Below are 12697 nucleotides of genomic sequence, written 5' to 3'. Positions count from 1 at the left end.
TCGTCCCAGCCACCGACCGCGGCGCGGTCGGGATAGAGCCGCATGAGCAGCCGCGGTCGGTGGCTGGGACGACCCTGCCCGCGAAGTCGTGCGTCTCTCGGTGCCGCCGTCGTTTGCGTTCCCGCCGTCGGAGATCGCCAAGCTCGAGCTGCCCAGTGCGTCTGACGAGCATGAGATGACGGGCATGACCGGCGAGTTCACGAATCGCACCCAGGCCCGCATGGCCGTGCGCTTCATGGGTCTCACCGGTCCGCAAGGCGTGTTGCCGCACATGTACACTGAGCACGCGGCCACCCGGGCCCGGGCGCGCGACACCGCCTTCCGCGACTTTCTCGATCTCTTCAATCACCGGGCGCTGTCGCTCTTTCACCGGGCCTGGGAGCGATATCGGCCTTATGCGGCGGCCGAGCATGGCGCCGAAGACCGGCTGCGCTCCCACCTGCTCGATCTCGCGGGAATCGGCACCGCCGGTGTGCAGAAGAACAGTCGTGTGCCGATCGATACGCTAGCATACTACGCGGGCCTGCTGGCCCTTCGCACTCGACCTGCCGTGGGCCTCGCCCAGATGATCGGCGATCACTTCCAAGTAAATGCCACCGTCGAACAGTTCGTCGGCGAGTGGCAGACGCTGCGGCACGGTGGACAGCTGTCGCTCGGTGACGATGATCTTGATGGCATGCTCGGCTCGGCCGTGCTGGGTGATGCCGTCTACGACCCACTCGCCCGAGTGCGCCTTCGCCTCGGACCGCTCTCGTACGCGCAGTTCCAGACGTTTCTTCCCGGTGGCCGCGCGCACGACCGACTCCGTGAACTCGCGCGACTGTATGCGGACGACCAAGTCGGCGTCGAAGTGCAGTTGGTGTTGGCGCGTGACGAGATTCCGCCGTCCTCGCTCGGGGTTCCGGGCGCACCCACGCTCGGATTCGGGACCTGGCTGCGCTCCAACCCCCCGGTGCGCGACGCCGACGATGTACGACTGATCCTGTGTTAGCCGTCTGTATCCCATGTATCCGCCGAATTCCCTTCCCCTCGCTCTCCCGCTGACGGAGTCGTCATGGCTGTGAACCTGCGTGGCCTGATCGCCAAGCTGAATGCTCCCACCCGTAGCGCCGTCGAAGCGGCCGCTGGGCTTTGCCTGTCGCGCACGAATTATGACGTGGAAATCGAACACTTCCTGGTGAAAGTGCTCGATGCCAACGACGGCGACTTGGCGGCCATTCTCAAGCATTTCGGAATTAATCGCTCGCGCCTTGCCGACGACCTCGCGCGCGCGCTCGACCGAATCAAGACCGGCAACGCGCGAACTCCCACGCTGAGCCCGTCGCTCGTCAACATGCTCAGTGAAGGCTGGTTGCTCGGCTCGGTGGAGTTCGGCGCGCCGCGGGTGCGCACGGGTCATGCGCTGCTGGCGCTGCTCAGCGTCGGCGAGCTCGCCCGCATGGCGCAGGACATCAGCAAGGAGTTCGAAAAGATCCCGGCCGATGTGCTGAAGAAGGACTTCGCGACCATCACCGCGCCGTCAGCGGAAGCGGCGGCCGAGTTGGGGGCGATCGACAGCGCGGCTTCCAGTGCCAGCGCGTCGAGCGGCAGTGGCGCCCCGAAGGCCGGTGGACGCACACCAAACCTTGATCAGTACACCGTCGACCTCACCGCGAACGCCAAGGCCGGCAAGATCGACGCCGTGCTCGGACGCGATTTCGAGGTGCGTCAAGTGGTCGACATTCTCACGCGGCGGCGGCAGAACAATCCGATCCTCGTCGGCGAAGCCGGCGTCGGCAAAACCGCGGTCGTCGAGGGCTTTGCCCGCCGTATCGCCGAAGGCGATGTGCCGCCTCCGCTTCGCAACGTGTCCCTCCGCTCCCTCGATCTGGCCATGCTGCAGGCCGGTGCCGGTGTGAAGGGCGAGTTCGAGAATCGCCTGAAGGGACTGATCGAAGAGGTGAAGAACTCACCGACGCCGATCATTCTCTTTATCGACGAAGCGCACACCATGATCGGAGCCGGTGGCGCCGCTGGACAGGGCGATGCGGCGAACCTGCTCAAGCCGGCCCTCGCCCGCGGTGAGCTGCGCACGATCGCGGCCACCACCTGGAGTGAATACAAGAAGTTCTTCGAGAAGGATCCAGCGCTCTCGCGACGCTTCCAGCTGGTGAAGGTCGACGAGCCCACCGAAGACGTGTGCTGCATCATGATGCGCGCCGTCGTGCCGTCGCTCGAGAAGCACCACGCCGTGCGCATTCTCGACAGCGGCATGGAAGCCGCCGTGCGCCTCTCGCATCGCTATCTCCCCGATCGCCAGCTGCCCGACAAAGCGGTCAGCGTCCTCGACACCGCATGCGCCCGACTCAATCTCGGACAGACCGCCACGCCGGGACCGATCGAAGATGCCCGCCGTACCCTCGATGACATCGCGCTGCAGGAGCGCGTGCTGAACCGCGAACAGGTCGCTGGTGCCGATCATCGGGAACGGCTCGCTGAACTTGCAACGCGTCGCGCGCGGGTTCAGGAATCGCTCGCCGCGCTCGAGGCGCGCTGGACCAGCGAGAAGGCGTTGGTGGAGAAGATTCTTGGCGTGCGCGATGCGCTCATCGCCGAGGCGGAGAATGTTGATCAGACCACGGCCGACCGCTTGCGCGGCGAATTGAACGGCATCACCGCCGAACTTGACGCGTTGCAAGGCGAGACGCCGCTCATGCGCGTGTTCGTCGATGCCTCGATCGTGGGCGAAGTGATCTCCGGCTGGACCGGTATTCCGGTCGGCAAGATGATGAGCGATGAACTTGGCACGATGCTCGAGCTCGAAAAGCATCTCGGCGCCCGCGTGATCGGACAGGATCACGCCCTCATCGATATTTCGCGACGCGTGCGCACATCGAAGGCCGGCATCGAAGATCCGAACAAGCCGAAGGGCGTGTTCATGCTGGTGGGACCCAGCGGCGTCGGCAAGACCGAGACGGCGCTCGCGCTCTCCGACCTGCTGTATGGTGGCGAACGCAACATCATCACCATCAACATGTCGGAGTTTCAGGAAGCGCATACCGTCTCGACCCTCAAGGGCTCGCCGCCGGGCTACGTGGGCTACGGTGAAGGCGGCGTCCTCACCGAAGCCGTGCGTCGTCGTCCGTACAGCGTGGTGCTGCTCGACGAAGTGGAGAAGGCGCACCCCGACGTGCTGGAGCTGTTCTTCCAGGTGTTCGACAAGGGCGTAATGGATGACGGCGAAGGCCGTGAGATCAACTTCAAGAACACGATCATCATCCTGACCACCAATGCCGGCACGGAAACGATCATGAAACTCACCGCCGACCCGGAAACGCTCCCGTTCCCGGATGCCATGGCGAAGGCGCTCAAGCCGGAGCTCGACGCGGTCTTCAAGCCGGCACTGCTTGGCCGTATGGTGATCGTACCGTTCTATCCCGTGCGTGACGAGAACCTGAAGCAGATCGTTCGTCTCAAGGTGGGCAAGATCGGCCGTCGTCTACGCGAAACGCATCGTCTTGAACTGCGCCACGACGAAACGCTCATCGCACAGGTCGCCGCGCGATGCACGGAAGTGGAAAGCGGCGCTCGCAACGTCGACAACATTCTGAGCAACACGCTGCTGCCGGAGATCTCGCGCATGTTGTTGACGGCCATGGCCGAGGGCATTCGTCCAACCGCCCTGCGCGTCGGGGTGGCGGAAGACGGAGACTTTACGTACGAGCACGTGGTCGACGCCGCTGCGGTCTGACGCAGCGGCACATCGAGGATACCCGAGGACGTACTGATGGCCTGGTCACAAGCCGATCGACCGTACCGATTGAACTCGCCGTTGGGTACCGACGTGCTGTTGCTGCGCGAATGGCGTGGAGAGGAGTCCCTCTCCACGTTGTTCCGCTATACGGTGACGGCGATGAGCACGCGAGGTGATATCTCCGCGAAGGAGCTCTTGCTCAAGAAGGTTTCACTGTTGTTGCGGCTGCCCGATGGCAGCGACCGCACCATTCACGGGGTAGTCAGCCGGATCCGGCGTGGTGGCAAGGCGCCGGTCGGACTGGTCGCGTACGAAATCGAGATCCGGCCGCCTCAGTGGGTGCTCGACCTCGACGAAGGCTTCGAAATCTTTCAGAGCAAATCGGCGCGCGATATTGTCAATGCGCTCATGACGGGCGTCAATACCGCCTGGAAGCTGACGCGCACACTCGACGAGCGTCCGGCAACCTTCCGGTATCGGGAGAGCCGGTGGAACTGTGCGGCGCGACTGATGGAGCAGGAGGGTGTGTGGTTCCGGTTCGATCACTCCGGAGGCGACGCACAGCTCGTGTGGAGTGACAGCGTCGCGTCGGCAAAACCGGCGTGGGGCGTCAGCAAACTGGCGTTCATCGAGTCGGCCGATGACACCTCGCGCCTGACCGGCTTGGGCGTCGACGCCACGCCGTTCGTGTCGAAAACGCACCTGCGTACGGCCAGTGAGTTTCTGGCGATGAAAAGCGTGGATGACTCCACAGCGTCGAACGGGGCGTTCACACCACCAAGCTCCGTCTCCGCCTATCTGTTCGACCAGCAGATCGCCGCGCAGCATGCGCCGGCGGCGGCGCCGAACAAGGTGCCGCACGACGCGAAGGTGTACTCGAAGCTCCGTCAGGAGCTCGCCGAAGTGACCGCTGAGGTGTATCGCGGTACGAGCACTTATGTGGGACTCGAGCCCGGTGCCAAGTCGGACGTCGTCAACCTGGCGAACGCCAGCTTGAACGCGTCGCTCTTCATCACCAAGGTTGTGCACCGCGGCAGCAACGGCGACTACTTCGCCAATGAGTCGGCGACGTTCACGTACGAGAACGAGTTCGAGGCCATCCCATCCGCTACGCCGTATCGTCCGGCGCGGTCCACACCGTGGCCGCGCATCGGTGGGTCGCACACCGCGGTCGTAGTCGGTCCTGATGGCGACGAGATCTACACCGACGAATGGGGCCGCGTGCAGGTGGTCTTCAAGTGGGAGGAAGAACACAAGCTCGATCTCAAGCACTCCTGCTGGGTACGCGTGGCGACCTCGTCGGCCGGTCAGCAATTCGGCAGTGTATTTCTGCCGCGCATCGGACACGAGGTGATCGTCGAGTTCCTCGACGGCAATCCCGACAATCCGATCATTACGGGCAGTCTCTACAACAGCGCCAACAAGCATCCGTGGCCGCTACCAGGCGAAAGGAACTCGAGTGGCATTCGCACCAAGTCCACGCTCAAAGGCGGGGCAGACGATTTCAACGAGCTGCGTTTCGATGACACCAAGGGCGCGGAGCTCATCTACCAGCAAGCGCAGATGGATCTTGAGACGCTCGTGAAGAACGACGAGCGCCGCAACGTCCAGCACGACCGCACCACGACCATCAAGAACAACGAAGAAAAGACGGTGACGGAAGGCTGGGAGAAGACCACGATCTCGAAGGGCGAACAGTTCATCACCGTGGCCGACAACAACCGGACGCTGCACGTCGAGAAGGAACACACGGTCACCGTCAACGGCAACGAGTCGGTAACCGTCACCAAGGACCGCACGATCACCGTGAAGTCGAACCAGATTCACGAGATTACGAAGGACAATACGGTCACAGTCGACGCCAATCAGAAAACGACCATCAAGGACAACGACACCACGACGATCGACATGGGCAATTCGAAGCTCGAAGTGAAGATGGGCAACATCGATGTTGGTGCAAAAATGGGGAACATCACCATCAAGGCCGACATGGGGAAAATCACCATCGAGGCCATGAAAGCGATCGAGTTGAAAGTCGGTGGAAGCTCCATCACGATCGATATGAAAGGCGTCACGATCAGCGGCCCCATGATCTCTGTGAAGGGACAGGCCATGGCATCAGTCGAGGCAACCGTGGTCAAGGTCGATGGGAAAGGCATGACGATGATCAAGGGCGGCATCACCATGATCAACTGATCGGAGACCATGTGACCATGCCCCCAGCAATCGCTCCCGATCCGCTCGCGTCGCTCACGCCCCCCATGCGGTGGCTGCTCGAGCGCGCCGCCCCCGACGCGCCGGCGCTCGCGCTGCTCAACCCACAACACACGCTTGAACAGCTCTACGTCACGTGGATGGGGTCCGAACACGTCCTCTCGGCGATCAGACTCATCGCCGCCGTGCTTCCAGCGCGCGAGAGCATTTGGTGGGCGTGGGTTTCCGCGCGCTATGCCACCCAGATGGAGGGTGGCACGGCACCGTCGGCCAAGGAACACGCGACGCTCACGGCCGTCGAACAGTGGATCGTACGCCCCGATGACGCCGCCCGCCGCGCGGCCTGGGACGCCGGTGAGAAGTCCGGGCTCGACACGCCGGTCGGTTTAGTGGCAACCGCCGTCTTTCTGAGTGGAACGACGATTGCCCCACCGTCGGTGCCGCCGGTGCCACCGCCCCCCGGCGTGGCCATGCCGATCGTCGCCGGCGCCATTCTCCTCTCAGCCGTCTCGAATTCCAACCCCGACCTTATTCCGCCCACGCTCGTGTCGTTCGCGGCACAGGGCCTCGAAATCGTGAAGCGACTTGGAGGATGGGATATCGCGCTCCAGCTCGCCCACGACACGCATTATCGACAGCAGGCCGAATACGAACAGGCCATCAACCCGCCGGCACCGAGGTAGTCGACCATGGGAATGCCTGCTGCACGCATTATGGACATGCACCTGTGCCCGATGTTGACCCCCGGCGTCCCTCCTATTCCGCACGTGGGCGGACCCATCGTGAAGCCGGGCTGCCCGACGCTGCTCATTGCCATGATGCCGAGCGCGACGCTCAGCAGCATGTGCGTCTGTGTCGGTCCTCCGGATGTAATCATCAAGGGATCGGCGACGGTGCTCATGGGAAGTCTTCCCGCCGCACGACTCGGGGACAGCACCGCACACGGTGGCGCCATCGTGGTCGGCGCACCGACCGTGTTGGTCGGCGGCTAACTGTCACGGACTCCTCAAGTCATATCGTGAGACGCCGATCACCGGCCGAACGGCTGCTCCAAGCTCGGTGATTGCGGCGTGAACAGTTCGGCGCCGTTCTCGGTGATCACCATGTCGTCCTCCAGGCGAATGCCGAACTCGCCCGGGATGTAGATGCCGGGTTCGTCGGAGAACACCATGCCGGGGCGCAGTGGAAGCGTGTTGCCACGCACGAGGTACGGCCACTCGTGCCCGTCCATGCCCATGCCGTGGCCTACACGATGGCTGAAGTACGTGTAGTCGGGACCGAAGCCGGCGTTGACGATCACCGTGCGCGCGGCGGCGTCGACTGCCTCGCAGGGCACCCCAGGTTTCGCCGCCGCCAGCGCGGCACTCTGCGCCCGATGCTCGATCTCGAACACGTCTTTCATCCGCTGCGTAGCTTTGCCGAGCACGAAGGTGCGCGAGATGTCGGAGGAGTAGCCCTCCACCTTACAACCACCATCGATCAGCAGGATGCTCCCTTCGCGCACCACCTGCGGCGTTGCACTGCCGTGCGGCAGCGCCGAGTACTTGCCGACCTGCACGCCCGCTGACCCCGAGTAGCCCAGCTGCTGGTGGGCGAGCTGCACCAGCTGAGCGAAGTCGTCTTGCGTCATACCTTCCTTCAGCGACCGGTACGCCGCTTCGTACGCTGCCAGCGTCACGGCGCTGGCGTGACGCATGAGTGCGAGTTCGTGTGCGTCCTTCACCATGCGGCAGCCGGCGGTGACTGGCGTGCCACTCACAACCGTCACGCCGGGCACATGCGCGGCACCATCGGCGAATACAAAGCGCACCGTTTCCTCGGCCGCGATCGTGCCTGTCGAGAGACCGCGCGATGCGAGGCCTTTGCGCAGCAGCTCGTACGGATTCTCGTGTTCCTCCCACGCCATCACCTGAGCCTCGCGACCGAGCGGCCCCAGTTGCGCCTGCTCCATGGCCCGCTCTTCCTCGAATTTCGGCGTGATCAGAAACGCGGCGCCGCGCACCGGGATCACCGCGGCCAGCAGCCGCTCACTGAGCCCCCACCGAATGCCCGTGAAGTATTCCATGCTCGTACCGCCGGTCAGCATCAGCGCGTCGATGCGCTGATCGCGCATGAGCTGTCGCGCCTTCTCGAGACGTCCCTGTCGTTCCGCTACCGAAATGGGCACAACGCCGTCACGCATCGGGCGCAAGGCACGGATTGCGGGGGGAAGCGAAGAAGGCGGCTGGCTGACCGCCGCCTCAGCCGACGCAGGGAGCGTTACCACCGCGCCCGCCACCAGTGCGGTTGCCGACCCAAGAAAATCGCGACGCGTCGCCATGCCATACTCCGATGTAAAGATGGTCTAAACTGCCTTATCTTAAATACCGCTGACGCGATTGAACGTCGAGTCCAGCCGCTCCACGCGTTTTTCAAAGCGGACACCTGTACCCATGTCCGCACCGTTTTTCATCTCGTGAGGATTCCGTGCTCCTTCCCATCCTTCGGCGCGCGGCGCTGGTAGGACGGCGCGCCACCGCAGCCATGTTTGGGCTCGCGTTGTCGATCGCTGCTGCCGCTCCGCTCGCAGCCCAGCCCACCGGTACCATCGTCGGTCGCGTTCTTGACGCCGACAATGGCCAGCCGATCGCGGCCGCGCAGGTCACGGTCGCCGGCACCCAGTTCGGTCGCTCCACCGGTGACGATGGCCGCTTCACGCTCGCCAATGTGCCCAGCGGCGCCCTCACCGTCACAGTCCGCCGCATCGGCTATCAGCTGCAGTCGCGCTCGATCACGGTCGCCAGCGGCGCGTCGATCACCATTGATTTCTCGCTGCGGAAAAGCAGCGTATCGCTGGCTGGCGTGGTCGTCACCGCCACCGGCGAAGAGCGCAAGAAGGAAGTCGGCAATGCAATTACCACGGTCAGCAGCGCCGACTTCGAGCGTGGCGCCGTCGCGAACACGCAGCAGATCCTGCAGGGTCGCACCACGGGCGTCACCATTCAGGCGAACGGCGGCGGGCCCGGTGCCGGCGGCAGCATCCGTCTGCGTGGCGTAAACTCGGTCACGCAGGGCAACCGTCCGCTGATCTACGTCGACGGCATCCGCATTTTCAACGGCAACTCGCCGACCGGCGTGTCCTCGCGCCAGTCAGTGTCGCCGCTCAACGACATCGCCGCCGCCGACATCGATCGCATCGAAGTCGTGAAGGGTCCGGCCGCGACGACGTTGTACGGGACGGAGGCGTCGGGCGGCGTCATTCAGATTTTCACCAAGCGCGGGCGTGAAGGTCCCGCGGTGTGGACGCTCGAGGCCACCGGCGGCATCAACACCATGGGCGACTTCGGCCCGCGCTCCGATCCGACACGCATGTTCCTCCGCCAATGTCGCGGCCCCAACATGGTCGACGTCAACGGTGTGGCATTCGAAGATGCCACCTGTCCCGAGAACGGTTCGTGGCTGCAGAACGGCTCCCTCGGTCGCTACTCGCTCGGCGTGCGTGGATCCGGCAGTGGCATCAACTATGCGATTTCCGGAAATCTCGAGAACGAGACCGGTGTCTTCCGCGTCGGCAGCAACAAGACCGGCGGCCTGCGCGCAAACGTCGGCTTCGCACCGTCGAAGACCATCACGCTCGCATTCAACACGTCATGGCAGCGCCGGAATACGGCCATGCTTTCAGAGGGAAACAGCGCCGACGCGTTCCTCCTGAACGTCTCCCGCGGCCCCGGCTCGAACTTCAAGGGCACCGGCTGCAGCACGGCCACGATTACCTGTGTCGTGAACGACGCGATCTTCTCGAAATCCAACACCATCGGCGGTGATCACTTCATCACCGGTGGTACTGCCACCTGGAATCCGACGTCCACGATCAGCAACCGCTTGTCGATCGGCATCGATTACAACAACAACGATTTGCGCACGATCAATCCGTTCGGGTATCTGCGTACGCCCACCGGCCAGTATTTTCAGACGCTGTGGAATCGCCAGCTCATGACGGTCGATCTCGCGAGTAGCTGGAAGCAGACATTCAGCAAGAACTTCACCGGGACGTCGTCGATCGGTGGACAGCTGTTCGACAGTCGTCTCAACTCTACCGATCTGCAGGGCGACAACTTCGCGGGACCTGGCATTCCGACGCTGATCTCCGCCTCGCTGCGTCAGATCACCGATGTGAATCAGCAGCGCGTGATCAATGCGGGTTTCTTCGCCCAGCAGATGATCGGCTGGCGCGATCGGCTGTTCGTGACCGCCGGCGCCCGCGTCGACGGGAACTCGGCCTTCGGTACCGGCTTCGGCCTCCAGACGTACCCGAAACTCAGCATGTCGTACGTGCTCTCCGACGAATCGTTCTGGCCGTCGAATCTCATCGAGACGTTCAAGTTGCGCGCCGCGGTCGGCGAGGCCGGTAAGGCGCCGGGCGCGTTCGATGCCTCCCGCACCTGGAATCCGATCGCGGCGGAAGGCGGACTCTCCGGCTTTACGCCGGGTCAGCTCGGCAATCCGAATCTCGGACCCGAGCGCACGCGAGAGAGTGAAGTCGGCTTCGACGCCGGCTTCTGGGGCGGCCGTCTTGGTGCCGTGTTCACGTACTTCAGCGCGCGAACCAACGACGCCATCATCAACGTCTCGTATCCGCCGTCGCAAGGCTTCTCGACCAACCAGCCAGAGAATGTCGGTACGATCTCGAACAAGGGCTTCGAAGCGCAACTCACCGCGTCGTTTGAACCGACGAGTTGGTCACGTCTGGAAACACGCCTGCAGTACACGCGCGTGAAGGGAGAAGCCGTCGATCTCGGCGGTCGCGTCATTACCATCGACGCCCTGTCGCGCAGCTACGTGCAGGAGGGCCTGCCACTGCCGTCGTACGTGGGCCTCAAGGTCCGCAATCCGACCGAGTTCGGAGCGGCCATCGTGGATACCGCCCGATTCCTCGGTCAGACGTTCCCGGATCAGATCATCAATCCGTCGATCACGCTCACGCTGTTCAAGAATCTCACGATTGATGCCGTTGGAGAATTCCAGCGCGGCGGACACCTGCTCAACGGCACTGGCTTCCAGAACGCCGGTCTCGGTATCTGGCAGCCATGCTTCGCGGCGCAACGGGCGTTGCGGGCCGCGGTGGCTGGCGATGCGTCGGCTCTCGCCGGCGTCAACGCGAAGGATCGCATGCGTTGCTCGATCGTGTCCGCTCAGCGTGACTACAGCTACTGGGTGGAAAGTGCGGACTTCTTCAAGCTACGCAGCGTGTCAGCGTCGTACGACGTGCCGAAGCGCTTCACCCCCGGAGCACGCAACATGACCGTCTCGCTCGCCGGCCGAAATCTGTTTGTGAACACGAAGTACACCGGCTCCGATCCGGAAACGGCCGACCAGCGTACCAATACCTTCTCGCGCCGTGACTACTACAACACGTCCACCTATCGCACGTTCTTGTTCAGCGTGAGGACGAGCTTCTGATGCCCATTATGACTGCATTCTCCACGATCACACGCCGCGCGCTCCCACCGGCCGCCATCGCGCTCGTCGCAGTACTTGGCGGTTGTGACCTGAAGGTCACCAACCCCGGTCCGCTGCTCGACGAAAACCTCAATAGCGCCAGTGCCGTGCCCGCGCTGGTGAACGGCATGGGCGGCGATCTCTCCCTGGCGATCGGCAACTACCTCACCCGTGGTTCGCTGGCGGCACTCGAACTGCGGCACTCCGGTAACTTCGCCGCCGAGCGCAAGTTCGCGGCCGGTGACGTCGCACCGGAAGACGTGAACGGTGACTGGGCACGCATGCACACCGCCCGCTACGTTGCCGAAGCAGGACTCGAGCGCATGAAGACGGTGCTTGGCACCGGCTTTGAAACGAACGCCAATACGCCACGCGCATACCTGTATGCCGGCTTCGCCAATCGGTTCCTTGGCGAAAATGTGTGCAACGCCGTGTTCGATGGCGGTCCGGCACTGCCGAGCAGTACGCACTTTGTACGCGCGGAAAGTCTCTTCACGCGGGCCCTCACGATTGCCCGCGCGTTGAACAACACGGCGCTCGCCAACGCGGCGCTGGCTGGCCGCGCGCAGGTGTACGCCAACCAGGGCAAGTGGACAGACGCCGCCGCTGATGCGGCATTGGTACCAGTCGCGTTCCGCCACAACGCGATTTTCTCCATCAACACCACTCGCGAAAATATGGATCTGGCCAACCAGACCATTACGCGTCGTGAAGTGACGGTGTGGAATACCGTGTGGGTTGCCGATCGCGATCCGCGCGCGCTGTACGATACGGTGAAAACCGGTACGACGATTACCAAGGGTCAGGACGGTGCCACGAATTTCTTCCGTCAGCGAAAGTATCTCACCCTCGGTGATCCCGTCGCGCTCGCCAAGGGCACGGAAATGCTGCTCATTCGTGCCGAAGCCGCTCTCCGGGCCAGCGACCTGACGAATGCGATGCTGTTCATCAACCAGGGTCGTGCGGCGGTGTCACTGACGCCGCTTACCGCGAACACGATCGGCGACGCGTACGTGCATCTGATGCGCGAGCGCGGCGCCGTGCTCTGGCTCGAAGGGCGTCGACTGTTCGACCTGCGTCGCTGGCTGGCTGAAGGACGGAACACCACGCTGCAGGGTCGCAGCACCTGCGTTCCGATCAGCCTCGAAGAACGCGGCGCCAACCCCAACGTGAGCGGCGCGCCGTAAGGAGTGAATGCTCGGGGCTCCGACTCCGGTCGTGGTTTGCGAAAAGCGGACGGGAGAGTGGCTGATGCCGCTCTCCCGTCCGCCT

The 12697-nt window shown here is 63.5% G+C and carries 7 protein-coding genes and 1 pseudogene; 7 read left to right on the top strand and 1 reads right to left on the bottom strand.

Annotated elements, in window-relative coordinates; genetic code table 11:
* Positions 1 to 67: 67 nt before the first annotated feature.
* The 5 genes and pseudogenes from tssG to ACLL97_RS08530 all read left to right on the top strand — a co-directional run.
* Positions 68 to 991, top strand: a pseudogene (gene tssG, locus ACLL97_RS08550) (type VI secretion system baseplate subunit TssG); the annotation flags it as partial.
* Between the two features lie 63 nt (positions 992 to 1054).
* Complete coding sequence (gene tssH / locus ACLL97_RS08545) at positions 1055 to 3730, top strand: type VI secretion system ATPase TssH (RefSeq protein ID WP_411280050.1); 2676 nt, start codon at positions 1055 to 1057, stop codon at positions 3728 to 3730.
* 36 nt (positions 3731 to 3766) lie between these two features.
* Positions 3767 to 5929 (top strand): type VI secretion system Vgr family protein, encoded by a 2163-nt coding sequence (locus ACLL97_RS08540; protein WP_411280049.1) that lies wholly within the window; start codon positions 3767 to 3769, stop codon positions 5927 to 5929.
* Positions 5930 to 5946: 17 nt separating this feature from the next.
* Positions 5947 to 6630: a DUF6931 family protein gene (locus ACLL97_RS08535; RefSeq protein ID WP_411280053.1), complete on the top strand. Its 684-nt coding sequence runs from the start codon at positions 5947 to 5949 to the stop codon at positions 6628 to 6630.
* A 6-nt stretch (positions 6631 to 6636) separates the two neighbouring features.
* On the top strand, positions 6637 to 6939 hold the full coding sequence (locus ACLL97_RS08530; RefSeq protein WP_411280048.1) for a PAAR domain-containing protein: 303 nt from the start codon (positions 6637 to 6639) through the stop codon (positions 6937 to 6939).
* Positions 6940 to 6977: 38 nt separating this feature from the next.
* Here the strand turns inward: ACLL97_RS08530 and ACLL97_RS08525 are convergent, their stop codons facing one another.
* Positions 6978 to 8267 carry a M24 family metallopeptidase gene (locus ACLL97_RS08525; protein ID WP_411280047.1) on the bottom strand — a complete coding sequence of 430 codons (1290 nt, stop codon included), beginning with the start codon at positions 8265 to 8267 and terminating at the stop codon, positions 6978 to 6980.
* A gap of 146 nt (positions 8268 to 8413) precedes the next feature.
* Here ACLL97_RS08525 and ACLL97_RS08520 point away from each other — a divergent pair, with 146 nt between their 5' ends.
* Both ACLL97_RS08520 and ACLL97_RS08515 read left to right on the top strand, forming a co-directional pair.
* A complete protein-coding gene (locus tag ACLL97_RS08520) occupies positions 8414 to 11386 on the top strand; it encodes a TonB-dependent receptor domain-containing protein (RefSeq protein WP_411280046.1) in 2973 nt (990 codons plus the stop codon).
* Entirely contained in the window at positions 11386 to 12612 is a 1227-nt protein-coding gene (locus ACLL97_RS08515; protein WP_411280045.1) for a RagB/SusD family nutrient uptake outer membrane protein, read from the top strand. Before ACLL97_RS08520 ends, ACLL97_RS08515 begins: the two co-directional genes overlap by 1 nt.
* Positions 12613 to 12697 lie beyond the last annotated feature (85 nt).

Origin of the sequence: Gemmatimonas sp., from assembly GCF_046594945.1 — a bacterium.
GTDB lineage: Bacteria > Gemmatimonadota > Gemmatimonadetes > Gemmatimonadales > Gemmatimonadaceae > Gemmatimonas.
This window is presented reverse-complemented; position numbering and strand designations above follow the sequence as displayed.

Excerpts from the sequence above, each read along its gene's own strand:
- ACLL97_RS08535 (WP_411280053.1), top strand. The coding sequence starts at position 5,947 with ATGCCCCCAGCAATCGCTCCCGATCCGCTCGCGTCGCTCACGCCCCCC.
- ACLL97_RS08515 (WP_411280045.1), top strand. The coding sequence starts at position 11,386 with ATGCCCATTATGACTGCATTCTCCACGATCACACGCCGCGCGCTCCCA.
- tssH (WP_411280050.1), top strand. The coding sequence starts at position 1,055 with ATGGCTGTGAACCTGCGTGGCCTGATCGCCAAGCTGAATGCTCCCACC.
- ACLL97_RS08530 (WP_411280048.1), top strand. The coding sequence starts at position 6,637 with ATGGGAATGCCTGCTGCACGCATTATGGACATGCACCTGTGCCCGATG.
- ACLL97_RS08540 (WP_411280049.1), top strand. The coding sequence starts at position 3,767 with ATGGCCTGGTCACAAGCCGATCGACCGTACCGATTGAACTCGCCGTTG.
- ACLL97_RS08525 (WP_411280047.1), bottom strand. The coding sequence starts at position 8,267 with ATGGCGACGCGTCGCGATTTTCTTGGGTCGGCAACCGCACTGGTGGCG.